20 protein-coding genes and 1 pseudogene are annotated in these 24,120 nt (G+C 40.0%); 12 read left to right on the forward strand and 9 right to left on the reverse strand.

Features of this window, described 5'->3' with window-relative positions:
• Positions 1-22: 22 nt before the first annotated feature.
• Complete coding sequence (locus VRUMOI_RS11335) at positions 23-889, reverse strand: transporter substrate-binding domain-containing protein (protein ID WP_197712944.1); 867 nt, start codon at positions 887-889, stop codon at positions 23-25.
• Between the two features lie 259 nt (positions 890-1,148).
• Here VRUMOI_RS11335 and VRUMOI_RS11340 point away from each other — a divergent pair, with 259 nt between their 5' ends.
• The 4 genes from VRUMOI_RS11340 to VRUMOI_RS11355 all read left to right on the forward strand — a co-directional run bounded on the left by VRUMOI_RS11340 (position 1,149) and on the right by VRUMOI_RS11355 (position 5,916).
• Positions 1,149-2,108: a LysR substrate-binding domain-containing protein gene (locus tag VRUMOI_RS11340; protein ID WP_089139621.1), complete on the forward strand. Its 960-nt coding sequence runs from the start codon at positions 1,149-1,151 to the stop codon at positions 2,106-2,108.
• Between the two features lie 76 nt (positions 2,109-2,184).
• Entirely contained in the window at positions 2,185-3,387 is a 1,203-nt protein-coding gene (locus VRUMOI_RS11345) for a M24 family metallopeptidase (RefSeq protein ID WP_197712945.1), read from the forward strand.
• Positions 3,387-4,256 carry a DMT family transporter gene (locus VRUMOI_RS11350; RefSeq protein WP_089139620.1) on the forward strand — a complete coding sequence of 290 codons (870 nt, stop codon included), beginning with the start codon at positions 3,387-3,389 and terminating at the stop codon, positions 4,254-4,256. The genes VRUMOI_RS11345 and VRUMOI_RS11350 overlap by 1 nt, the downstream gene beginning before the upstream one ends.
• A gap of 712 nt (positions 4,257-4,968) precedes the next feature.
• The gene (locus tag VRUMOI_RS11355) at positions 4,969-5,916 is read left to right on the forward strand and encodes an IS30 family transposase (RefSeq protein ID WP_110410617.1); all 948 of its coding nucleotides are present in this window, start codon (positions 4,969-4,971) and stop codon (positions 5,914-5,916) included.
• Here the strand turns inward: VRUMOI_RS11355 and VRUMOI_RS11360 are convergent.
• Positions 5,891-7,084, reverse strand: coding sequence for a dienelactone hydrolase family protein (locus tag VRUMOI_RS11360; RefSeq protein WP_089138411.1), 1,194 nt, complete (start codon positions 7,082-7,084; stop codon positions 5,891-5,893). The two genes, VRUMOI_RS11355 and VRUMOI_RS11360, sit on opposite strands and share 26 nt — an antisense overlap.
• A gap of 362 nt (positions 7,085-7,446) precedes the next feature.
• Here VRUMOI_RS11360 and VRUMOI_RS11365 point away from each other — a divergent pair, with 362 nt between their 5' ends.
• The 3 genes from VRUMOI_RS11365 (at position 7,447) to VRUMOI_RS11375 (ending at position 9,112) form a co-directional block, all read left to right on the forward strand.
• Complete coding sequence (locus tag VRUMOI_RS11365) at positions 7,447-7,767, forward strand: helix-turn-helix domain-containing protein (protein WP_089138410.1); 321 nt, start codon at positions 7,447-7,449, stop codon at positions 7,765-7,767.
• The gene (locus VRUMOI_RS11370; protein ID WP_089138409.1) at positions 7,752-8,063 is read left to right on the forward strand and encodes a HipA N-terminal domain-containing protein; all 312 of its coding nucleotides are present in this window, start codon (positions 7,752-7,754) and stop codon (positions 8,061-8,063) included. The genes VRUMOI_RS11365 and VRUMOI_RS11370 overlap by 16 nt, the downstream gene beginning before the upstream one ends.
• Before the next feature lie 116 nt (positions 8,064-8,179).
• Positions 8,180-9,112: a type II toxin-antitoxin system HipA family toxin gene (locus VRUMOI_RS11375; protein ID WP_197712946.1), complete on the forward strand. Its 933-nt coding sequence runs from the start codon at positions 8,180-8,182 to the stop codon at positions 9,110-9,112.
• 313 nt (positions 9,113-9,425) lie between these two features.
• Here the strand turns inward: VRUMOI_RS11375 and tnpC are convergent, their stop codons facing one another.
• Positions 9,426-10,868, reverse strand: coding sequence for an IS66 family transposase (gene tnpC, locus VRUMOI_RS11380; RefSeq protein ID WP_089138407.1), 1,443 nt, complete (start codon positions 10,866-10,868; stop codon positions 9,426-9,428).
• A gap of 377 nt (positions 10,869-11,245) precedes the next feature.
• Here tnpC and efeO point away from each other — a divergent pair, with 377 nt between their 5' ends.
• From efeO to VRUMOI_RS11395, 3 genes are read left to right on the forward strand one after another with little or no spacing between them, the layout of a single operon-like run.
• Entirely contained in the window at positions 11,246-12,046 is an 801-nt protein-coding gene (efeO, locus tag VRUMOI_RS11385; RefSeq protein ID WP_197712947.1) for an iron uptake system protein EfeO, read from the forward strand.
• A gap of 4 nt (positions 12,047-12,050) precedes the next feature.
• Positions 12,051-13,325 carry an iron uptake transporter deferrochelatase/peroxidase subunit gene (efeB, locus tag VRUMOI_RS11390; protein ID WP_089138406.1) on the forward strand — a complete coding sequence of 425 codons (1,275 nt, stop codon included), beginning with the start codon at positions 12,051-12,053 and terminating at the stop codon, positions 13,323-13,325.
• The gene (locus VRUMOI_RS11395) at positions 13,300-15,018 is read left to right on the forward strand and encodes an FTR1 family iron permease (protein ID WP_089138405.1); all 1,719 of its coding nucleotides are present in this window, start codon (positions 13,300-13,302) and stop codon (positions 15,016-15,018) included. Before efeB ends, VRUMOI_RS11395 begins: the two co-directional genes overlap by 26 nt.
• A gap of 351 nt (positions 15,019-15,369) precedes the next feature.
• On the opposite strand, the gene VRUMOI_RS11405 is transcribed toward VRUMOI_RS11395, so the two are convergent.
• Positions 15,370-15,624, reverse strand: coding sequence for a hypothetical protein (locus VRUMOI_RS11405; RefSeq protein WP_089138403.1), 255 nt, complete (start codon positions 15,622-15,624; stop codon positions 15,370-15,372).
• A 368-nt stretch (positions 15,625-15,992) separates the two neighbouring features.
• On the opposite strand from VRUMOI_RS11405, the pseudogene VRUMOI_RS11415 reads away from it, so the two are divergent.
• Both VRUMOI_RS11415 and gdhA read left to right on the forward strand, forming a co-directional pair.
• Positions 15,993-16,736: pseudogene (locus VRUMOI_RS11415) on the forward strand (IS5 family transposase); the annotation flags it as partial.
• A 347-nt stretch (positions 16,737-17,083) separates the two neighbouring features.
• The gene (gene gdhA / locus VRUMOI_RS11425; protein WP_089138402.1) at positions 17,084-18,436 is read left to right on the forward strand and encodes an NADP-specific glutamate dehydrogenase; all 1,353 of its coding nucleotides are present in this window, start codon (positions 17,084-17,086) and stop codon (positions 18,434-18,436) included.
• Positions 18,437-18,653: 217 nt separating this feature from the next.
• On the opposite strand, the gene VRUMOI_RS11430 is transcribed toward gdhA, so the two are convergent.
• The 5 genes from VRUMOI_RS11430 to VRUMOI_RS11450 all read right to left on the reverse strand — a co-directional run bounded on the left by VRUMOI_RS11430 (position 18,654) and on the right by VRUMOI_RS11450 (position 24,113).
• Positions 18,654-20,090, reverse strand: coding sequence for a hypothetical protein (locus VRUMOI_RS11430; protein ID WP_089138401.1), 1,437 nt, complete (start codon positions 20,088-20,090; stop codon positions 18,654-18,656).
• Positions 20,091-20,335: 245 nt separating this feature from the next.
• Entirely contained in the window at positions 20,336-21,415 is a 1,080-nt protein-coding gene (locus tag VRUMOI_RS11435) for an FGGY family carbohydrate kinase (RefSeq protein ID WP_089138400.1), read from the reverse strand.
• 33 nt (positions 21,416-21,448) lie between these two features.
• The gene (rbsK, locus tag VRUMOI_RS11440) at positions 21,449-22,390 is read right to left on the reverse strand and encodes a ribokinase (protein ID WP_089138399.1); all 942 of its coding nucleotides are present in this window, start codon (positions 22,388-22,390) and stop codon (positions 21,449-21,451) included.
• On the reverse strand, positions 22,387-23,070 hold the full coding sequence (gene alsE, locus VRUMOI_RS11445) for a D-allulose 6-phosphate 3-epimerase (protein WP_089138398.1): 684 nt from the start codon (positions 23,068-23,070) through the stop codon (positions 22,387-22,389). Before alsE ends, rbsK begins: the two co-directional genes overlap by 4 nt.
• A 5-nt stretch (positions 23,071-23,075) precedes the next feature.
• Positions 23,076-24,113, reverse strand: a complete 1,038-nt coding sequence (locus tag VRUMOI_RS11450; RefSeq protein ID WP_089138397.1) for an ABC transporter permease — start codon at positions 24,111-24,113, stop codon at positions 23,076-23,078.
• Positions 24,114-24,120: the final 7 nt, after the last annotated feature.

Here is a 24,120-nt window from a genome sequence, read left to right on the forward strand (position 1 = left end):
CCTTTATTTAGCAAAAACGTTATTAACTAGCTGGCTCTGGTACGTATCCAGTAGGGACATCCATCGTGAAACCAAACCACTTCATTTGTAACTCTGCTAGCTTTCCACTTTTATTCAATTTCTCAATTCCATCACTAAAGAATTGTACAAGGGACGCTGAATCTTCACCTTGACGTCCAGCCCATGCGTAATAAGTATCAGGGCCAAAAGCAGGTTGAACAATTTCAAACAGATCTGGACGCTCTTTAATAATAGGGGCTAAGTTAGGGATAGCTTGAGGAACCACATCAACACGACGAGACGCAAGAGCAGCATAAGCTTCGTTATAATCGGTAAATTCTTGTATCCTCTTAACTCCTTCACCACGCTCTGGAATTAGAGTGCTTTCTTCGTAGTTTTTAACAATTTGAACTTGTGGGGATCCAGCTTGCCCACCAATTACTTTTCCAGCCATATCTAAAGGCGAATTGATCCTGCTATCCCCTTTTCTTTTCAACATGGCAACAGCAGCACTAGAAATAGGGTAAGTAAAACTGAATTTATCTGCTCTGGCTTTTGTAATAGTGAGTGACGTTACAACAAAATCGTATCGTTTAGCGGATAACCCCGCCAAGATCCCCTGTAAAGGTAAGTCTAATTGGGTTAATTTAACGCCTGGAAGATCACGCAGCACCTCATCAAGGATATCTTTTGCGTAACCAACAATCTTGCCATCTTCGAGCATTTCAAATGGAGTGTAACGAGCTTCAGTCGCAACAACAATTTCACCTTTATCTTTTATATCTTGTAATAAATCAGCATTGGCTACTGAAGTTGTGGTAGCCAATATACCAAGTGTTAATGCACACTTTTTTATTACCTTATTCACATCCATGGATAAATTGGTCATAAAGAGTTCCTTTCATTTAATTAACAGACTGTAGTTTGCTGCATACCAATAGGAAGACTCAATCAGTGATTCCTTATCCATACATAAGGATATTTAATGCACAATAGAAAGCCATTAGTGCAATATTCCGCACCAATATCGGGCAATATATTAATCACTTAATGCTATCTCTATATTTTCACAATAAAAACCAAAATAAATGTGGCATTTTTCTTGCTATTAAATCTCATAAACCGATTACTCCCATACGAGGCGTTATATGAAGCTCCCTCCATTAGAAGCTGTTCGATATTTTGAAGTATCAGCTCGGCATCTTAGTTTTACGCTGGCAGCAGAAGAATTATTTGTGTCACAAAGTGCGGTAAGTCAAAAAGTTATCTTATTAGAAGAGCGTTTAGGCTATAAGCTTTTTGAGCGAAAGCCTCGACAACTGACCTTAACCGAAAAAGGAAAGCAATTATTTCCGGTAGTAAATGAAGCCTTAAATCAATTACACGATGGCTTTAATAACTTACAAGCACTATCCAATACCAGAGCAATACAAGTGTATTGTATGCCGTCATTTGCCACGCAATGGCTCATGCCGTTACTCAGCCAGTTTAAAGCAACACACCCGCACATAGAATTAAACTTGGTTGCCGATATAAAAGAACCAACCTTCAATAGTGGCCGTTTAGACATTGCAATTAATCATGGCTTTGGTGATAAGCCACAAATGATACAAAAAGAATTATTACGAGACTATATTTACCCTGTTGCAACCCCTGAAATGATCGAAACCTATCAATTACATGACTTAAATAACCTAAATAAAGTTACCTTACTTCATGATTCAGTACCTCAAGCAAAACTCTCTACATCGTGGCAAAAATGGTTATTAGACAATAATATCAAACATGTCGATGCAAGAAATGGTTATCGATATAACCAAGCAGATTTAATTATTAGTGCCGCACAATCTGGACAAGGCGTTGCATTAGCAAGGCATGTATTAGTGGCAAAGAAAGTGGCAACTGGAAAGCTACTACCTTTAATAAATGACGTTACTCCAGATCAGAGTGTTTACTTAACCTATCTTAAAAAATGGTCAGAAAACCCAGAAATGATATTTTTTATCAAATGGCTAGAGGGAAAATCCAGAGAGTTTGAATATAACTACCATGTCAATCGCTTGGTATTAAATCAAGAGATAAATAAGGATGTATTATGTGCTCATTAGTAAATATTGTTTGATGGGATAATGGTTTTCTTTCACTCTAAGTCGACATTAATCGTAGGTTGATTTGGAGATAATAATGAAAGATATTTTAGAAATAAAAAATGGAAGCAAAACTAAAGGGACATTCTCTCCAATTGAGATGCAGTCAAGATTAACCAAGTTAAGAGAGATGATGGCAGTCAATAATATTGATGCTATTTTATTTACCTCTTATCACAATATTAATTATTACAGTGATTTTTTATATTGTGCATTTGGCCGTAATTTTGGACTTTATGTTACTCAAGAAAGCTCAACAACCATCACCGCAAATATTGATGGTGGATTAGGTTATCGCCGTAGTTTTGGAGAAAATGTTGTCTACACAGACTGGAAACAAGATAACTTTTACAGAGCCATTAAATCGTTAAGTAATAATGAAAAAACAATCGGTATAGAGGGGGATCATGCCCCTTTAATCGTGCGCGATAAATTAGCAAGTACAGTGCCAACAGCACAATTAATTGATATCAGCTCTGATGTAATGAAAATGCGCATGATTAAAAGTGCTGAAGAGATAGCGATCATTAAGAATGGTGCGCGTATTGCAGATATTGGTGGATATGCATGTAAAGATGCCATCCAAGAAAATGTAGGTGAGCATGAAATCGCCATAGCATCAACCGATGCAATGATCCGTGAAATAGCTAAAACATATCCTCATACAGAAATTCGAGACACTTGGACTTGGTTCCAATCGGGGATAAATACGGATGGCGCGCACAATGCCGTAACAACCCGACAACTCCAAAAAGGTGATATTCTCAGCCTTAACTGTTTCCCAATGATTGCTGGTTACTATACCGCTTTAGAAAGAACACTCTTCCTTGATTATTGTACCGATGAACAATTAAAAATATGGGAAATTAACTGTGAAGTTCATCGTCGTGGTTTAGAACTACTTAAACCGGGGACTCGCTGTTGTGATATCGCGGCTGAACTAAATGATATTTATCGCCGACACGGTGTTCTAGACTATCGAACATTTGGATATGGTCACTCCTTTGGTGTCTTAAGTCATTATTATGGTCGAGAAGCAGGGTTAGAACTTCGAGAAGATATCCAAACAGTATTAGAACCGGGAATGGTGATATCGATGGAGCCTATGTTGATGATCCCTGAAGGTGAGCCTGGTGCTGGTGGTTATCGAGAGCACGATATTTTAGTACTTACAGAAAACGGCAATGAAAATATTACTGGTTTTAAATTTGGGCCTGAACATAACATAGTGAGTGCTTGATGAAACAGTACTTACCAATATTATCGGCAATGGTGACAATTTTAATGTGGTCATCACTAGCCAGTTTAACGGTGGGCATCAACCATATACCAGCCTCTCTTTCTGTGGGTATTGTATTACTTATCGCCATGCTTCCTGGAATTAAATATTACCGTAACTGGAAGTTACCTATAAATGTATGGCTTACAGCGATCATTGGTATGTTTGGTTATCATTTTTTGCTATTTGATGCGTTCAGTCGAGCACCTGCGGTAGAGGTCAATATGATCCAATATCTATGGCCATTATTTATAGTTATTGGAAGCCCGTTATTTGGAGGGGACAAGCTCAATCCTGGTCATATCATTGGTGCAATCATGGCATTTAGTGGAGTGGTTCTTGTTATGTCTAGTAACCTTGAAGAACATAACAGTGCATATTGGTTTGGTTACCTTGAAGCGTTTGCAGCAGCATTACTTTGGGCAGGATACACATTATCTAACCGGAAGCACAAAAATATGCCATCTTCTGCAATTGCTGTTGTTTGTGGTATCTCTGGAATTTTATCCTTATGCGTTTTCGGATTGACCTATGTTGAAGTTCCTCAAATAAGCTATTTAGATTTACTATTTATATGCTTACTAGGGCTTGGTCCTATGGGATTAAGCTTTTATACATGGGACTATGCCATGCGTAATAGTGACCCTAGATTTATCGGTTCCTTAACGTATTTAACGCCACTATTATCTACTGTGATGTTAACTATTTTTTATAATAAATCAGAATTAACCTTCGAACACTTAATGTCCTTAACCTTAATTATCACTGGTTCATTCTTAGGAAAGTTATTTATGATGTTACAAAAAAATCACCAAATAAAAACGACATAAACGTAAACCCACAATTAACCGGTGAAGCCTTATTAGGCTTCACTGATATTGACGTCATTAAAGATGTGTTGGAAGTAATAATAAGGGTTTATATCATTCGCCCGACAAGTCATTACTAAACGGTATAAATTGGCACTCGCTTTGGCACCTCCTTTCAATTAGAAGAATATCAATGACTCAATAGACATTAATACACGACTTAGAGTAAGAAATGACGTTCGAATTGCCTGAAACTATGTGGCCAATTTTCATTGACCGCTACACCAAGGACAGATAATCCATCCATGGATTTTCTCATCTAACTGAACCACTGCCAAGACAGCACGGTATAAAAAACCACCAGAGATAGTTTGATCAAAAGGATCACGAAAATGAGACGTTTTCGATCTAATTAAAACCTATAAAAGCAAGCACTTAGATTAAAACAACAATAGACGCTGGCCACCTAGTTATAGGTGATATCACCACCTCGCAAATCATTAGGTGAATAGAAAGTAAAAGCGCTTAAATTCACTCATGCCAACCGGATCTACTGGTTGGCATTTTTAAAACCACAATCAACGGCTAAACTGATTATCTAACCAATTAAATGCCTCTTCTTGCATATCCCTGATTTCAGATAATAACTGCGACATTCATGGAATGGTGTAGAAGAGGAAACCAACTGCTGAAAGTGGTACGCTCTTCTCGCCAAAGAAACAAGCGGACTACCATGAATTATCAGCAGTTGACCGAGGGAAGACGATACCAGATTTCTGCCCTTTTAGAACAGGGAATTTCAATTTCTGAAATTGCCAAAACCGTAAAATGTCACCGCTCAACTCTCTATAGAGAGTTGAGACGATGCGGTACAAAAGAACAATATTCACCAGATACAGCCCAGCAACTATCTAGGGCAAAGCGATTAAACGCATCTAAGTATCGAGTACCGCAACAACGTGTCGAATTTATTGAGTTTTTAATAACGCAAGACTGGAGTCCAGAGCAAATATCTCACGTTCTTACTCGTATTGGAGAAAAAGTCAGTCATGAATGGATTTACCGTTTTATTGCCTGCAATAAACGGCAAGGCGGTAAACTGTTTCGTCATTTACGCCAAGGTCATAAACGCTATAGAAGAGGCAAGAAAGATAAAGCTCCCGCAATAAAAAATGCCATTTCAATAGATGAAAGACCCAAAGATGTCGATAATCGTACACGTTTTGGTGATTGGGAAATTGATACAGTTCTTGGTAAACATGGTACGGGCGCTATTGTCACAATCTTAGAGCGAGCCACACGGTTTTATTTAGTAAAAAAAGTGCCTTCAAAATCAGCAGAAGATGTGACCAGAGCGACGATAGACTTATTACGGCCATACAAACGATTTGTTCATACTATAACGGCCGATAATGGCAGAGAATTTGCGGGTCATATGGAAGTAGCACAAGCCTTAGAAACCGATGTGTATTTTGCTCACCCTTATAGTTCTTGGGAGCGCGGTGCTAATGAAAATGCTAATGGCCTGTTGAGACAATATATCAAGAAAGGAACAGATTTACGGTCGGTGAGTGATGATGAAGTTGAGCGAGCCCAACTTCGGATAAATTATCGTCCAAAGAAGTGTTTAGGGTTCAAGCAACCAGCCGTCATTTTTAGCAAAATGATGTTGGCTGCTTGAAATTACAAATGTCGCAGTTCGGAGTTGAATTTGGGTCTTTTGTAAAAGTATGCCCTTTATCCGGCCAAATTTTTGTTTCTAATTTATCGCTAGCTTGATTGGCCTCCCACACCGCATGCAAAGTATCAAAAGCATCATTAACCGACTCAGTAGGGAAAAGACCATCTTGCCCACCCGCATAAACTAACATTGGTTTAGGAGCACTCAATGCAGCAATATCGGGATAATCCAGATAACGGGAAATATAAGGGTGCAGCATTGAAAAGGCCGATTGCCCTTTTAATTGATTATTTCCTGGTACCATTAATCCTTTCATTGTTCCCATCCAACAATCAACAATACTGGCCGTTATAGCATCCGATAATGCGGCAAGCTGCCAAGATCTGAACGCCCCCATTGAGAATCCAACCGCAGCCACCCGCTCTTTATCCACTTCAGGACGACTCGCGAGAAATTCAGAAGCCCGAAAATCTTCTAAAGCAATAATTCCAGCAAAAGAAGCTCCTAAGTTAAAAAGATTTGCTGCAAGCGCCTGCTGTGAATTGGTGGTAAAGCCTAGCACCGAGCGATCTCCCCACCCTAACGCATCGATAGAAAGGACAACATACCCACGTTTAGCTAATTCGTCTCCCGGAAAACGGCCAGAGAAAAATTTATCAGCCCATGCTTGTGATGAAGCTAATCGAGCATCGTCATTCCAGGTTTGAACGAATTTTTCTTTTCCAATATCAAATTTACTACCATGATCATGCAAGAATAATGCAGCAGGGAAAGGCCCCTTACCTTTAGGAACTAATAAAAAGGCAAGCACCCGACTTTCATCACTGATATTAAAAACTACTTTTTGGGCGGTATAACTTCCTCTATCCACTTCATCTATAACAATAGGCTCAAAAGGTGTCGTATCTTGATAAGGGAAAATGATTTGCCGCGCTTTTTCTTGACCATTTATTCTCCATTGTTCTGGTGAAAGAGTATTCTTTTTCCAGCCCAAAGAAAAAGTCATTCTCTCTTTTAGCTTATTGTAAAATAATGGAAAGCTTCGTTCTGGACTATCAATGGCTTGAGTTTGATATTTCGCTTTACTGACTGTGTCGTCCGCCAACAGCGTGGACGAAAAAGCAACCAAAATAGACATTAATGTCGGAACGACTAAATGACTCTTCATAAAAAACCTTTTAATAATGAAACGGCTTTTTAAAAATAAGGATTAATAGTTAACTTTTTCGTTAATCTCATCACAAATCTATTTTTTACCTAATAGTGCAATCTGTTATGAGAGATCACTCACGTTCAAAGGTTAAATGAATAATACGTTTCTTTTTGACCCCTTTTAATATCCCCTATCTAATTTGGTTCTTTTATGAACTAAAAAATACCATTTTAGCTCGCAAATGAACCATTACCACCACACTATAAACAAAAGGCTCACGATTGAATCATGCCTCCTTTACTTGGATCTTTTATGGTCTTATATTGGTACTGTAGAGATTATAAAGCTCAATTAAGAACTCTGGTATAGGCAAGATTATGAACCCAAAAGTGTTACAGCTACGCGATCAGGTAAATTCACTTGAATCTCATATGCATTCTGTTCTTGAAGAACTGTTGCACAATATAGAAGATTCCGTTGACCGTCCCATATCGACATATCCTATCTACGATAAAAATAGTCTGGTTGCGGATATGCAACGACGTAAGAAAGCAATCTCATTAGAAGAATTAGAACTTCAAACTGATATTTCTAGTTCAACGATAAAGCGCATGCTTAAAGATCCAAGTAAAACATCGCTAGATAATTTTTTAACCATTGCTAATGAATTAGGCATGAAGATATGGATAGAAAAGTAAAAGTTCTACTGTATGGGAAGTTTTGCGGTGTACTAACCCAAGATGTGCATGGGTTTACCTTTGAGTATGATGCTTCGTATAAAGGACGAAGCTTGTCACTGAGTATGCCACTAAATGAAAAGATATTTGAGAGCAAAGAGTTACACCCATTCTTTCTTAGCCTTGCGCCAGAAGGTTGGCTGAAAAAGCGCTATTCTGAGTTACAGAAAATTGATGAAAATGATCCGCTTGGTATGCTTTTGTCAAATGGCAAAAACTTACTTGGCGCAGTACAACTGATGAGGTTAGAAGAGTAATGTATCCTAGTAACAGAAGCCTTATCAGCTTAGTTGATCTTAATAACTCTAATCGTGAGCAAGAAGAATATAAAAAAGGCGAGATAAAAGCTCTGCTTGGTGCAAGTAAGTATCAAATGCGTTTGCCTTTTACACGTGAGGAGTTTGTTAATGAACTGCCCAAAAAACAGAAAGGCATGAGTATTTCTGGTTATCAACCAAAATTATCGTTAGCAATTAACGATGAAAATGAGCTCGGAGTTGTAGAAGAGAAGGCTTTGTTTATTCTTAAACCTTCGCCCACAGAGTTTCCTTATTTAGCGGAAAATGAGCATGCCACTATGTTGGTGATGAAAGCGCTTGGTTTTGATTTACCTCCGTTTGGTTTGGTTCGCTTTCGTGAAGAGGACGAAGACAGCGAGCGCGCTTTTATTATTAGACGTTATGACCGTTTAAAAGCAGGCGAAGAAGCGATCCATCAAGAGCAGCTAGATGCGGCCATGAGTGTTAGCGAAAAGTACGGGAAGATAAAAGATGATGGTGAGGGTTATATTAGCTACGAGCAGGCCTGCAAATTCTTAATCAGTCATGTAAACAGTAGCTTGTCATTTAAAAGGGAGCTGTTTAATCGGGTACTAACCGCATATTTCCTTGGTAACAATGATCTCCATTTGCGCAATATCGGCATACTTTTGCCAGAGAAAGGCGCAGCACAACTCGCGCCTATTTATGATTATGTATCGATAGCTCCTTACCCTGACTACATTGCTAACGAAACCACATTAGCACTACCGCTTTTAGCTAGCGAAGAAGGTGATAATGGAAATACGAGCGGCTATATTTCACATTGCACCTATACTGGCTTTGATTTTCTCACGTTTGCTGAAAATATTGGGATTAAGCCAAAGTTAGCTAAAAAATGGATTGAAGAACTTTGTGCAAATACAAAGAAGATTAAAGACATCTACCAGAATAGTTTCATGCCTGAAGCACATATTGTAAAGGTGACGGAGTGGATTGATAGTCGGAAGAACTACTTACTTCAACTTGAACACGTAGACATCGATTAATTCTTTTAAGGTACCGTAACGATAATCAATATTGTTGTTATAGCGGACAAATGCCATCGTGAGATGTTGAACATTTTATACCCCCACCAGAGAATAACGCCTCATTTATACCTTATAGGGGATAATTGAGAGTATATCCTCTAGTAGGGATATACTCTCAATAATCCTCACCAAAGGATAAATACATCTATTTAGACCTATCTAACGCTATCCGAGAGCAGTAGTAGCACAAGCCTTAGAAACCGATGTGTATTTTGCTCACCCTTATAATTCTTGGGAGGTAACTATTCACCCGCGAGCTATTGACGTCGGTTTATGCTAAGAATACTGGCGTCTGATAATCCTCTTTAAGCATATGGTGCTCGACGATTTTACGCAGCCACTTATAAGCTGAGATTTTCTGAAGCTTGGCGGTTTCTATCAGTGAGAACATTCGCTCACGGAACAGATCTCCTCGATATGAGCGAGTCACGTAACAGCACTTTCTCATCAATATATAATTACGCAGGACTCGCTCTGCAGCGTTGTTTGTTAACGGGCACTTGGAGTCATCCATAAAACGCCAGACCATAGTGTCATCAGCGATGAGGTTTCGACATCTACCTCTATATCGTTTTGAGCATTGATAACTGCCCAATTTGAGCCAATGAAGCCAGCTCTTTCGTAACCGCCGGAGTCGGCGGTAATACTGGCCTTCGGTAATTTTTCCTTCGATATACCGGTGGTGACACCTGAATACGCTATGAGCGATTAAAGCGAGTTTTTCTCCGATTTTTTGGTTTTCAGGACAAACGCTCTCCTCGATTGCAATGAGGTTCCTTAATATGTGAGCCCAGCATAATTGCCGCTTAGATTCGTCGATATATTTGTAGGCAGAATATTGATCCGTCACTAAAAGGTGTAAAACCGCTTCACCAAGTAGTCGTTTGGCAGCATGTTGGCTTCTTCCGCTGTTAATTTGGAAAAAGGCGACATCATTGCTTAGTGCGGCCCACATCCAGCTTTTATCCTTATTGCGCTGATGCGAAGTCTCATCAGCCATAATCAGTTTAGATGCTTTGACTGTTTCATGGATTTGAGCATGCGTATCGGCTAAGTATTCCGTGACTCGCCCTTGTGCCGCAGATATTGCACCTGTTGAGAAGTTAAGTTGGAAGACATCTTTCAACATAGATTGTATTTTACCTATGCTTTGGTGGTGCTGGGTTGCTTGGATTGCGATAAAGCTATGTAGATTTGGCCCCATTTGAACATCAGGCACATACTCTGGAAGCTCCGCTTGATGCTTATCACCACACCATGAGCACTCGCCTTTAAAGACTTGATGCTCAATAAGTGTGTACGAAATATCAGGCAAATCGAAGATTTGATGTCGTTTGTAGGGATGTCGATTTGGAACAACACAGCCACCGCAATGGCATGTCTTGTTTGGTAAGTATTGCTCAACCGAGGCACTGTCTTCAACGGGGTGAAGCAGTCGGCGATGGCCTTTATGACCTGGTTGAGCTCCTTGCTTTTTTCCTGATTTCTTCCGATTAGGTGAAGTATTCTTAGCTTTATTATGCATCCGATTAGGTGAAGTATTTTTAGCTTTATTATGCAAAGGCTGCTGTGATGGTGGCACAGAAGAGTTTCGACTATTTTGATTTAGTCGGTCTTCAAGTTCAGCCAACTTATTCCATAAAAAATGGATGATATCTTTCGCTTCTTCAGGCGAATCGAAATCTGGCGGAGGTGGTAATGTTTTCTTATTCATACCTCCAGATTGCCACCGAAAAAAGATCACTCAAGTTGAATGTGGGATCAAGTTAACCCGGTCACATAACTTTAGTGTCAAGGCCTCGCGGGTGAATAGTTACGCTGAAACTGTTGTAAAAATTATACGAAACGGTTTATTCCTGCATTAGCTGCGGAAACTCGGATATTGAATTCGCTGTTTCACGAGTAAATTTTAGGTAATGATTCACCCGCGAGCTATTGACGTGGGTTTATACGAAGAATACTGACATCTGATAATCCTCTTTTCTCGACCATTACATTTTGATACAAAATGTTTGACTTTGTTACAGGCAGCCTTAAAATGCCACCATAATGATATTAATTATCATTATCACCATAAGGACGAAGGTAGTTATGAATTTTAAAAAAACATGTTTCTCATTGGCATTTATTGCCACGCTTAATATGGCGGCGCCCACTCAAGCTGCGGTCAACATTGATGCAGGTCTTCAAGAATACAAAACATTTTCAGTCGATAAAATTGATGATCTTGTGAACCAAACTCAAACATTTGTCGATTATTTACATGCCGGCAAGTTAGAACAAGCTAAAGCTTTATATCCAATTGTTCGTATGAACTTTGAAACTGTCGAGCCGATCGCCGAAAGCTTTGGTGATTTAGACCCTAGAATTGATGCACGTAAAGCGGATTTAGAACCTAATGAAAAATGGACAGGCTTTCACCCTATCGAGGAAATTCTTTGGGTACAAAACACCACCGAAGGCACTGAAAAATATACTGAACAGTTAATTGCTGACGTAAAAGAGTTGCGAGCCAAAGTCTCAACAGTAGAAGTAACACCAGAATTAATGGTGCAAGGTGCCGTGGATTTATTAAACGAAGTATCAACCAGTAAAATTTCTGGTGAAGAAGAAATTTTTTCCCATACCGACCTATATGACTTCCAAGGCAATATTGATGGTGCCGAAAAAATCTATGTGATATTCAAACCGCAATTAGCCGACATGGATCCTACTTTAGTTAGCACTCTTGATGACCGTTTTGCGAAAGTTAATCAATTACTTGCACAGCAAAAAGAAGGTGACAAATTCAAAGATTATACTGAACTCAGTGATAATGATATTGCAGGTTTAGCGGAAGCAGTCAATAAATTAGGCGAACCTCTTGCTCAAATGGGCATTATCTTGGAATAAATAAATGACCAGTAAACGACAAATTAAATCATCTATTGAACGTTCAAGCATCTCTCGTCGTCTACTGCTAAAAGGGGCCGCTTTAAGCGGCTCTTCCCTATTACTGGGAAAAGCATTAGCAACGCAAACGACATCAGATACCCAATCCCAAACATTACCCACAAAGCAGCAAGCGACCAACAGCCTCGCACCTTATGCTGAAGGTTATGTTCCATTTTATGGACAACATCAAGCTGGGATCACCACCATTCAGCAACGTCATATTTATTTCATGGTGCTGCAATTGGACAACACAGACAAGCAAGCGGTTATTCAATTACTGAAACAATGGACAAAACAGGCGGCCTTATTAACGCAAGGTAAAAATGTTGCCAAATATAGCAAAAATAAATATGTCCCACCTTCAGATACTGGCGAAGCGGATAATTTGCATCCATATAATTTGAGCTTAACTTTTGGCGTATCACCATCATTTTTAGACAAACTGGGTCTACAAGATAAAGCACCGGCTGAATTCACCCCACTGCCTCACTTTCCAAGAGACCAGTTGCAAGCACAATATACTGGCGGCGATATTTGCATTCAATCTTGTGCCGATGACCCACAAGTTGCTTTCCATGCAGTAAGACAACTTGTTCGTTACGCACGAACCTCGATGGTTTCTATGCTATGGGCACAAAGTGGTTTCAATTCCTACGACAAACAAGACACTCCTCGTAATTTATTCGGTTTTAAAGATGGCACCGCCAACGCCTTAACGTTAAAGCAAGCCGATAAATACATTTGGGCCGATTCACCAAACTGGATGCGTAATGGCAGCTATATGGTGGTTCGTCGTATTCAAATGCATTTAGAAACTTGGGATCGCACCAGTTATGGCGAGCAAGAAAATACTTTTGGTCGTAATAAAGCAAGCGGTGCCCCTATGGGTCAACATCATGAATTCGATCCTATTGATTCATCGTTAACCTCAGAAAAAGGTGAACCGATAATGCCGATTGACTCACATGTTCACTTGGCTCACAGCACAGGACAACAATTATTACGTCGTTCATTTTCTTATGTGGAAGGCATCAATACCCGTACCAGTCAATATGACTCAGGGTTATTGTTTGTCTCTTTTCAAAAGTCTCCACAACAATTTATCGATATCCAAAATGCATTTGGAAAAATCGACAAGATGAACGAATACATTACCCATATCGGCAGTGGACTTTTTGCCTGTTTTGGTGGCGTAAAAGAAGGAGAATACCTTGGACAATCATTACTTGAAAGTTAACCCGATCCCCCTTGTAAAACGCTTTCTTCTTTGTGTTTTAATGTTGGTGAGCTTCTCAACTTTGGCGGCGGATAAAATCAATTTTTCGCCGGCTTATATCTCTCTTTCCGACGCTATTGGCGCGACTAAAAAGGGAGATACAATATCGGCGCAACAAGATTTACAGCAAATGGAGCAATACTTACATACCCTAGATATTGCTGATACCGCTAATAAGAAAAATGTCACTGATGCTATTATTCAAGCGAAGCAAACTCCAAGCGTTGCACAATTGACCTTAGTATCATCATCATTAATCAAGCTTGAAAAATATGTTAATCCAGTGGATTACGCGACGATGCGCAAACAATTTATTAAGCGTGTAATGCCAACTTATCAAGCAATGGCAGCAGCAATTGACCAACAAGATATGAGCCAATTGCAAACCACATTTCGAATGTTCAACCGCGCGTGGGCTAAGCGAGAACGTGTCGTGCATGAAACCAGCATGGGACATTATGGAAAAATAGAGACCGCCCTTGCTTTATTAAATGTTGAAAAAGCAAGATCCGAACCCTCCTGGGAGCACATTAAACAACAAAGTGATGCATTAGGAGCGGCCTTAACCAGTTTTAATAATGGAGAAGTGATTGCAACTAGTAATAGTGATATGACTCTCAATGACGGCATTGGTATTTTGAATACAGCATTAAGTGATTATCAACAACAAAATTCACTATCAGGTAATCAAGAGTTGCTAACTTTTATTCAAAACTGGCCAACCTTTGAAAGTGTGGTAAGTACCCGATCTTCTGCTCTTTATACACGAGTAGAAAATCAACTCCCATTAATCATTGCGGCTAACGGAAACCCTAAACACCAACAACAATTACAACAGATCATCACTGATCTCTCACAATTGGACCCTGCTGGACATTACAATGCTGTCGATGCTGCTTTGATATTATTAAGGGAAGGATTAGAAGCCTTATTGATCGTTATTGCTTTGTTTTCAGCAATGAAAGCGACAGAACAAAAGCGCGGACAATATTGGGTTATTTCTGGTGCCATATTGGGCCTTATTACCAGTTTTGTATTAGCGTGGGCTTTAGTTCTATTCTTACCAACCAATATGGCTGGTCATACTAGAGAAACATTAGAAGGCATCGTCGGTTTATTTGCAGTCGTCATGATGCTATTTGTCGGTATTTGGCTTCATAATAAATCTTCTGCCGATTCATGGAAACGGTTCTTACAAAAACAAACGACGCAAGCTTTAACTATAGGAAGTTTTCTTTCTTTAGGTGCATTAAGCTTTTTGGCGGTGTTCAGGGAAGGTGCTGAAACGATTTTATTTTATGCGGGTATTTTACCTAACATTGAACTCAATCAATTCTTGTTAGGTATGACTATCGCAGTGACCATTTTGGCCCTAGTGACCGTTATAATCTTAAAAACTTCGGTCAAGCTACCGACTCCAATCATTTTCAAAATGTTCACATACCTGATCTATTTCTTGGCATTTAAAATGTTGGGAGTCAGCATTCATGCTTTGCAGTTAACCGGAAATATAAGCATCCATGTCATTGGGTCACTGCCAACAATCAACACGATAGGCTTTTATCCAACCATAGAAACTATCATTTCACATTTGGTTTATGTCCTAATTTTTATAGGATCTATGTACTTACAAAAGAAAAAGTCAAAAGGATAATTTACAGAAATCATCCCAAAAAGATGAACAACCTGATAGGTTTTTCTGCACTGAAGAAAAATACTTTAGAAGCGGCTATACGAGGTAATAAGAAGATAATTGGAACAAATCACACATTAGAATTGACCAATCAACGGCAGAAAATGTTGATCAATTGTTCCATTTCAAATCGTTTCACTCACCTCGGAATGCTCAATAGTGACCGAGTCGCTTAACTGTATCAAAAGATCTCTTAAGTTGAGTATTACAACACAGCCCATATTTATTAATAAGAACGACTTAACCAGTAAGGCTATGAGAAATCGACTCTTGCTGGTTAGTCTTTTAAAGGTGACTCTACCCTAATTACCTTTAATAATGGTCGAGTATCCAGTTAGTGGAATAAATCGATAAAAAGATAAGGACAATCAGAAGGACTGGGATCGCGAGTACCATTGCCAATTTTTTCATAATGGTTGGTTTATCAAATACCACACCGGCTTCTTCTCTCACTCTTCTATCTTCATCAAAATGCCATTTAATGGCGAAGTAAGCACCAATAGCTAATACAATTAACTTTAAAGCGCCAGCAAGATACGGAAATACATTAGCCCAATTACCGTTCATTATTTACCTCCATTTAACAAATACAGCCACAATTTTACCACTGTATTGACTTAATAAAAAATTCTCACTTAAAGAACTATCGCTGCCAAATTCGCTATTCCACTCAAATTCACTATTCCACTGACATTCACGATGCCACTGAAAGTAACCTGTAACACCAAATAGTAGTGATTCGACGTAATGACATAGGCACGCACATCAATCGCAAAAACTTGGCTTAGCAATCTCATTGCGCTTTATTGGTTGTAAATAAGTTATTTAACTATCATAGTTTATGAAGAAGATTAGATTTTTTCGGAAAAGCTGTGCTGTTTAACATTAACTGATGAGTAAAAGAGTAATCAATCGCATAAAAGGCCTGATTTCAGATAATAACTGCGCTTATGGTGAAACGCATATTTTCAATGCCCTTAAGGGCATTGCAGGGGTTTATAGATTCTGTATTTCAACTTGCTCAAGTCCCACTCACTTGTCCCCATTATTCCTGTATTAGTCGCCGGGCTAAAGAAGTTGAAGTCTCATTCAAAACAAAAACTCGTGGCACGATACAGCACTTAGCCATTGATTCTACTGGCCTCAAGGTTTATGGCGAAGGTGAATGGAAAGTAAGGAAACATGGTACCGATGGGAAGCGTCGGATCTGGCGTAAATTACACCTTGGCGTTGATATTGTTACCCATGAAATTATTGCGGCAGAATTAACTTTATCGAATATCAGTGACGGAGAAGTTCTACCAAATTTGCTAAAGCAAACACGTCGAACCATCTTAGAGATATCAGGCGATGGCGCTTACGATACTCGACAATGCTATGAAGCCATTCGGATCAAAAAAGCCATCCCACTTGTGCCTCCAAGACTCGGTGCCGTCTTTTGGGAAAAGGGACATCCACGCAATCTATCCGTTGGTTTTCAGCGGTTTTATGGATCAAATAAACAGTGGAAAACCCGGTTTGGGTATCATAAAAGGTCAATATCAGAAACGGCGATGCATCGCGTCAAAAAGCTATTGGGCGGAACACTAAGCTTAAGAAATTATAATGCTCAAGTTGGAGAGGCTTACGCAATGATCAAAGCTTTAAATAAGCTAACAGGGCTAGGTATGCCTAAAACTTACCGAGTTGATCAAAATAACACCATTCAGGTATTTTTACCTCTAAATGTGAATTACGCAACAAAACCGAAACTGAGCCCCATTTTTTAACAAGAAAAAAATCGACGATATAATTGATTCTACGATTGAGTACGTGTCAACTTGGCGTCAACTTGCTAATGAATGGGATGTACCAAAAACACTGATAGATGAAGTACAAAAAAATTTGCGACGCGATATTTAGCTTAGTGGAACATTTAGGTCATTAAAGTACCACAACATATATCCTATGCTATTGAATTTATAATCAGTTACTATTAAATAACACCATAAATATAAATACATGCAATGCTATCTAGGACAGAGACATGCCATATATTCAAAACACAATCAATGCGCTACAGCACAGTAGTCCTGCGCAAAAAGAATTTTATCAAGCCGTCGAAGAAGTGCTCTCTTCACTCGCTCCTCTCATCGAAAGCAACCGTCAATATCAAGACCAAGCCATTATCGAACGCATTATTGAGCCAGAAAGGCAAATCTTGTTCCGTGTGCCATGGGTGGATGACCAAGGTAAAGTACAAGTGAACAAAGGCTACCGTGTCGAATTCAACTCAGCGCTCGGTCCATACAAAGGTGGCCTACGATTCCATCCATCAGTAAACGCCAGCATCATCAAATTTTTAGGCTTTGAACAGATCTTCAAAAATGCACTAACCGGTTTGCCAATCGGTGGCGGCAAAGGTGGTTCGAACTTTGATCCTAAAGGAAAATCTGACGGTGAAATCATGCGTTTTTGCCAATCCTTCATGAACGAGCTTTATCGTCATATCGGCCCAACAACAGACGTCCCTGCAGGTGACATCGGCATTGGCGCACGTGAAATCGGTTATATGTTTGGTCAATACAAACGCTTAACAGGACGTTACGAAGGCGTATTAACAGGAAAGAGCTTATTGTGGGGCGGCTCATTAGTACGCAAAGAAGCCACAGGATATGGCGCGGTGTACTTTGCAGAATACATGCTCAATGACCGTGACGACTCGCTGAAAGGTAAAAAGTGCTTAGTATCAGGTGCAGGTAACGTAGCAATCTATGCCATCGAAAAACTGTATCAAATCGGGGCATTACCGGTGTCATGTAGCGACTCACGCGGCACGATTTATCACGAGCAAGGCATCGACCTTGAGTTACTCAAAGTGCTAAAAGAAGTGAAGCGCTGCTCGCTAGAAGAATACCTAAACACTTATCCAGATGCAGTGTATACCGCAGTTGATGATTACCCAAGTGACGGCCATGCTGTATGGCGTTATCAAGCGGATGCGGCCTTCCCATGTGCCACCCAAAATGAATTAACATTAGCGGATGCACAAGCACTTCTCAGCAATGGTTGTCAGCTTGTTAGTGAAGGTGCAAACATGCCAACTACACAAGAAGCGGCCAACGCAATTGTGGATGCTAAAATCGCTTATGGGCCAGCAAAAGCGGCCAATGCGGGAGGCGTTGCAACCAGTCAACTAGAAATGGCGCAAAATGCCAGTATGCAAAACTGGACCTTTGAAAAAGTCGATACTCATTTGCAAGAGATCATGAAAAACATTTTCACAACGGCCAATGAAGCAAGTAAAGAGTTCGGTCAACCTGGCAATTTAGTCCTAGGGGCTAACATCGCAGGCTTTAGAAAAGTGGCTGACGCTATGATTGAACAAGGTATAGTGTAACGCCTAGTCGATCCCCATTCCTCTGAGCTTAGGCTCATGTTTATACATCGCCCTCAAGGTTAATACATATAAAAATCCGATAAACACTTAATATGTTTATCGGATTATATTCATTTATTAGTATTTCACAGGTCAACTCATTATTGTTGAGCAGACCAATATTTCAACTAATGTCATAACTTTATAGTCTTAAACAAATCTGCTTAAAAAAACAAATTTATTGATTCGCCTCTAACCATTGAGTATATAAACCAAACGCCAATTCTTTGTTTTCTGTTAGGATACGTGGCATAAGATCTTGAGAGTCTTCATAAAACACCATGAAGTCATCATTACTCATTGTCGTAGGCGATATAGACAAAAGACCATCCTCTGTAACACCCGTAATATGAACATGATAACTAGGATTATGCGCATCATCGGTTAAATACCAGAACATATCGTCCCCGAAGCTTGAGTCTACGAGTTCAAACTTACCAGTGCCTGGATTGTAGTCTGAAATTTTCATTCTTGGATACTCAGTTCCGCTAAAATCAATAAGGTCTCCAGTAAATTCCATTTTGACAATAAATGGCTTTGTTCCTTGGCTATCCCCACTCGAATCATCCATAACATAATAAAATGTTTTTCCAATAAAATCGGATTCGACAATGTTATGAATTGGATCTAACCCTGTGGTGAAATCCATTTTTGAATAAAAAGTCATATCACCTTGATCGGCAATCGCTAACGCAAACTCATCACTTTGATAAATGACACGCTCCATTCCATCAGATCCACCATCATCATTAAGGAAGCTAAAACCATTGGCGTTGTATTCAATATCATAACTATCGCTGCCTAAACTGACGGCATTAGTCTCAGCAGAAAACGTCACCTTTTGAACACCTTCATTATCCGAGGAATGATAATATTCACTCATACTCGTTATATAAAAGCTGTTTCCTTTAAAGTAGTCTTCGACTGTTTTCGGTGCTTCCGTGACCTCAAAAACATCGTCTGTTTTGGTGATCACAATATCATCCAAATCGGTACCATTATTAATCGCATCATTCAATTGGGTCAGTATGTCCTTTGAATCCGATAACAATGCCTCTTGATCCGCACCATCACCAATTCTCAGAGTTAAAGAGCGTGCTAATGCGTGGATTTTTTTGGCTGAGTCTGAGCCATCCGCTTTTGATTTGACATAATCACCAGACAGAATGCTTTCATCCACACCAAGTTGTGTCGCAAGCTCTGATAATGACATGTTATTTTGATAAGCAATGGTTGAATACGGGGTAATATAACTTGCAGAAGAAGGCGCAATAAAATCAAAAGAAGCCGTTAATTTACCCGCTTTATCGCTATCCGATGTTTGTCCGGCAATCGCTTTAATAATGACATCATATTCACTGTCTGACTCAGGGATCACAAACACACCTGAATCATCTGTTAGGCCCAAATACTCATCGGTGTCGGCTACCGTATTTTCATTTCGGTCCACATAGACATCAGCGGCAGAAAGATAACCATCAATAGCCATAATCGACTTCCCTGCATCTGAGGTGCCGTCACTTGATGAGGTATCGTCTGAATCATTACCACCACAACCGGCTAATATTAAAGCAATCGTTATGCTTAATGTTGACACTGCTTTCTTATTGAACATCCTTTATTCCTATATTTTACGATAAGATCGACCATTTCAATTGATGAACCTGACAAATGTCAGGGCCAGGTCAATTCTACACATAGCTAGAATAGATTTACTCAAGAAAACAACTGATTACATAAATCACACAAACCAACAAAACATTGATCACACAAATACAATAAACCCCACATATATGGCTGGATTATTGATTTATTTCTGTGCTAACACCCTCGATGGATCAAACGGCATCACTAAACAGGTCAAAATGAAAGAGCAATGTAGAACCTTAACCGATAAAACAAGCCATCAAAAAAGCGCGAAATCAGTGCAACGTACTTTGCGGTCAATAGTGCGTGAACATTTTCGCCGGTTTGCTGAGACAGATGTTTATCAAGAGCACAAAAGTTATTGATAAACCAACTAACACTTGCGCCAGCGGTCATGGCACCGCCAAACATATAGATCCCTTGATGACCATTCACTACATGTGGCATGGAAACTAATCCATTTTTAGCGTTGGCTTCATGATGAATGAACCCCCAACACATAGAAGACCCAATCATAGCGACATGCTCACCTGGACCACAAACCCCAGCGGCATAGGTTGACATAGCCGCATCCACGCCTCCTGCTAAGACAGGTAATGTGTTCGGCAGTCCGAACAATGTTGACATTTCATTGGTTAAATGACCGACTACTTCGCCTGAGTAAAGGAGTCGTTGTGGCATCATTGATAGAGGGATCCCCAATAAAGAAGCGGTTTCTTCTGACCAGTCTCGATTATGCATATCATAGAGGCCACCAATATTCGCTGCCGAAGAGTGGTCTATCGCTATCTCGCCAGTTAAGCGATAGTTTATATAACTATTGGGCGGTAGAAAGTAATGCGTTTTTTGCCAAACGTCCGGTTTATGCTCCTTCAACCTAAGCATTTTGGTATAGCCGAAATAGCTATCACAACCATTACCAGACACAGAAAATAGCCGTTGGGTATCCACATTTTGATTAATTTTATCGACTTGATCAGTTGCTCTGCGGTCCATCCAAATTAAACAGGGATGAATTGGCGTGATAGAGCGGTCCACTGGAACACCCGCACCACCATAGAGTGTACTCACGCACAAAGCACGAACGTCATTACCGTCAACTTTTGCTAAGATCTCATGAATTATTTCTGCAACTGCATTAAACCAATCGTCGGGGTTTTGCTCAGCCCACAAAGGATAAGGTTGAGATAACGGATATGCGCTAGAAGCTTGTTCTATTATTTCTCCTTTTCGATTCATCAATAAGCCTTTGGCACTTTGAGTACCAACATCAATACCAACAACGTAACTCATGACCAGTCCTTTTGTGCCTACAACACCATCATATTAAACAAATTCACAATATGCACTCATCTTCTTCTGTGCTTCTTCCATTGTTGGCATGGTTAATGCTGTACCATGCTTTTCTACCGCACAAGAGGCGTAAGCCGAAGCAAATATGACCGCTTTTTCTAGAGTATCTCCGTCAGCTAAACGAGCCGCTAATGCACCGTTAAATGAATCGCCAGCGCCAGTGGTATCAACGGCATCAGCGGGAATGCACGGAACAAGCTGCGTCCGACCTTCGTGTGACAACAACGCCCCCTTTGATCCTAAAGTAATAATGACGTTCTCTACTCCTTTTTGATGTAACACCGCAGCAGCTTTCTCTGCGCTAGTACGATCGATAACTTCAATACCTGTAAGCAACTCAGCTTCAGTTGTATTAGGAGTAATGAGGTCAATTTTCGCAAAGAGCGGTTCTGGTATTGGTTGGTATGGTGCCGGGTTAACAATGGTATAAACAGATTCACGATGCGCTTTTTCAATTAGCGCTTGTAAAGCATCAATATTATTTTCAAGTTGAGTGAGTAAAATATCACTGGCTTCAACAACTTTCAGTGCACGTTCAACCTCTTCATGAGTGATCGTCATATTGGCACCTGGATGAACCGCAATCATATTTTCGGCACCGTCATCAGAAACAAAAATTAACGCTTTACCAGTGGGTACATTTTCAGCCGTAAATAACGTGAAAATTTCTAACCCTGCATTATCTAACATACGGTGGCAAATGTCGGTGTACTCATCTGTACCAATTTTTCCAATGAAATGAATTCGAGCACCAGCTCGAGAAGCAGCAATGGCTTGATTGATACCTTTACCACCAAGGCCAGTCATGCTGTCGTGAGCAATGAGAGACTCTCCGGGTTTTGGAAAACGTGGGACGTTAACTACAGCATCAATATTGAATGATCCAAATACACATACACGTCCTTTCTGGTTCATATAGCCTCCATAACGGCTGTTGCCATATCATCGACCATTTTTTTCCACGAGCTTGGTAAGTCACCGTTGATACCAAATAGCCCACTTGAACCCATGACCAACACTTCAGCTCCTGCGGCGTACATACGCTGATAAGTTGTTTTATTGCACGAACCATCCACTTCGATTAAGTATTTATAACTATGCTTCTCACGCAGTTTGACTAACGCGCGGACTTTATCTAGGCTTTCAGGAATAAAAGTTTGACCAGCAAAACCAGGATCCACTGTCATCACTGTCACCTTATCAAGATGACTAAGGTAAGCTTCTATTTGATTCAGAGGTGTTGCGGGGTTAATGACAATACCCACTTGTTTTCCAGCTTCTTTTATTTTATTAATAAGTCTAAACGCTTGATTTCCAATCACCTCACACTGCATTGAGATCATATCGGCTCCGGCCGAAATCAAAGGATCAATCAAGTTTTCAGGATTGGTAACCATAAGATGACAATCAATGGGCGCGGTAGTGTATGGGCTGATCTGACTGACAAAATAAGGTGACAAAGTCAGATTTGGCACAAAGTGGCCATCCATAATATCGACATGATAAAAATCTATACGTTTATTGAGAAATGCTAATTCGGATGGCAGATCCATTAGATTCATACACATTAGTGATGGTGCAATTTTAAAGTTCATTACTGTTATCCTCTCACCGTTTCGTCGGCGACCTTTGGTTTTTTTGATGCTAATTTGAGTTTTAGACTATCTGCATGTTTATTTTTCAAGAAGCGGTATACCAAGACAAAAATGAGCGCGAGGCCCCACATCGCGAGACTAAAGTGCGAAGACACCCCCATCAGATTGAGTCCCGTAGAGATAACTTGGAGCACAACTAAAGCAAGCACGACATCGAGCACTTTGCCGAAACCACCAAAAGGGTCCGTCCCGCCAAGAATGACGGCCAATACTGTGACCAGAAGATAAGAATCACCATATCCCATGCGAGCTGAGTTAAATCTAGCCATCATGACTAGCCCCGCCAACACACATAACACATTAGAAATGATGTAAACATGTGCCATGACTCGATGTGTATTGATGCCACTGAAATACGTTGCGTTGATGTTCGAACCAATTAAATAGACCGCTTTGCCATGATGTGTTTTTTCTAAAAAGACATACAGTGCAAACGACACGGCTAAGAACAATAACAGCGAGACAGGTATGCCCATCCAAGTACCATTACCGATAAAGAGCACCACTTCTGGCATATTACTAATGGCGGCGCCGTGGGTGAGCCAAATACCTAGGCCACTTAGTGTTGTCATTACCGCCAGTGTCACTAAGATAGGATGAATACCGATGCGGGAGATAAAGTAAGCCGATAACCATCCAACCGCGATTGCTATAATAATTGCGCCAATTAACCCAATCGTTAAGAACACACTTTGCGTGACCAACCCTGCTTCCGCTGGCATAAAGTGGACTAATATCCAAGCAATGAACAAGGCGGTTATATTTGAGGTGGTAATAATAGATAAGTTTAAACCACCTGAAAGCATCGCAATGAACATGCCTAAAGTAATGAGTCCCAACTCTGGTAATTGAAATGCCATGCTACTGAACGTGACAGAAGCAAGGAATTTTCCTGGGATCAAGAAGGAAAATACCCCGACGACAATCGCAATTAATCCCAGTAAACTTAGGGTAGTCTCACCCAATTTATTTACGAATTTCATATCTGCT

It is taken from the genome of Vibrio rumoiensis (assembly GCF_002218045.2).
Taxonomy (GTDB): domain Bacteria; phylum Pseudomonadota; class Gammaproteobacteria; order Enterobacterales; family Vibrionaceae; genus Vibrio; species Vibrio rumoiensis.

Bases quoted from the DNA above. Each gene is read 5' to 3' on its own strand.
- VRUMOI_RS11340 (WP_089139621.1), top strand. From the start codon at position 1,149: ATGAAGCTCCCTCCATTAGAAGCTGTTCGATATTTTGAAGTATCAGCT.
- VRUMOI_RS11405 (WP_089138403.1), bottom strand. From the start codon at position 15,624: ATGAACGGTAATTGGGCTAATGTATTTCCGTATCTTGCTGGCGCTTTA.
- VRUMOI_RS11345 (WP_197712945.1), top strand. From the start codon at position 2,185: ATGAAAGATATTTTAGAAATAAAAAATGGAAGCAAAACTAAAGGGACA.
- VRUMOI_RS11350 (WP_089139620.1), top strand. From the start codon at position 3,387: ATGAAACAGTACTTACCAATATTATCGGCAATGGTGACAATTTTAATG.
- VRUMOI_RS11430 (WP_089138401.1), bottom strand. From the start codon at position 20,090: ATGTTCAATAAGAAAGCAGTGTCAACATTAAGCATAACGATTGCTTTA.
- gdhA (WP_089138402.1), top strand. From the start codon at position 17,084: ATGCCATATATTCAAAACACAATCAATGCGCTACAGCACAGTAGTCCT.
- rbsK (WP_089138399.1), bottom strand. From the start codon at position 22,390: ATGAACCAGAAAGGACGTGTATGTGTATTTGGATCATTCAATATTGAT.
- VRUMOI_RS11370 (WP_089138409.1), top strand. From the start codon at position 7,752: ATGGATAGAAAAGTAAAAGTTCTACTGTATGGGAAGTTTTGCGGTGTA.
- tnpC (WP_089138407.1), bottom strand. From the start codon at position 10,868: ATGAATAAGAAAACATTACCACCTCCGCCAGATTTCGATTCGCCTGAA.
- VRUMOI_RS11355 (WP_110410617.1), top strand. From the start codon at position 4,969: ATGAATTATCAGCAGTTGACCGAGGGAAGACGATACCAGATTTCTGCC.
- VRUMOI_RS11365 (WP_089138410.1), top strand. From the start codon at position 7,447: ATGAACCCAAAAGTGTTACAGCTACGCGATCAGGTAAATTCACTTGAA.
- alsE (WP_089138398.1), bottom strand. From the start codon at position 23,070: ATGAACTTTAAAATTGCACCATCACTAATGTGTATGAATCTAATGGAT.
- efeB (WP_089138406.1), top strand. From the start codon at position 12,051: ATGACCAGTAAACGACAAATTAAATCATCTATTGAACGTTCAAGCATC.
- VRUMOI_RS11375 (WP_197712946.1), top strand. From the start codon at position 8,180: ATGCGTTTGCCTTTTACACGTGAGGAGTTTGTTAATGAACTGCCCAAA.
- VRUMOI_RS11450 (WP_089138397.1), bottom strand. From the start codon at position 24,113: ATGAAATTCGTAAATAAATTGGGTGAGACTACCCTAAGTTTACTGGGA.
- VRUMOI_RS11435 (WP_089138400.1), bottom strand. From the start codon at position 21,415: ATGAGTTACGTTGTTGGTATTGATGTTGGTACTCAAAGTGCCAAAGGC.
- VRUMOI_RS11335 (WP_197712944.1), bottom strand. From the start codon at position 889: ATGACCAATTTATCCATGGATGTGAATAAGGTAATAAAAAAGTGTGCA.
- VRUMOI_RS11360 (WP_089138411.1), bottom strand. From the start codon at position 7,084: ATGAAGAGTCATTTAGTCGTTCCGACATTAATGTCTATTTTGGTTGCT.
- efeO (WP_197712947.1), top strand. From the start codon at position 11,246: ATGAATTTTAAAAAAACATGTTTCTCATTGGCATTTATTGCCACGCTT.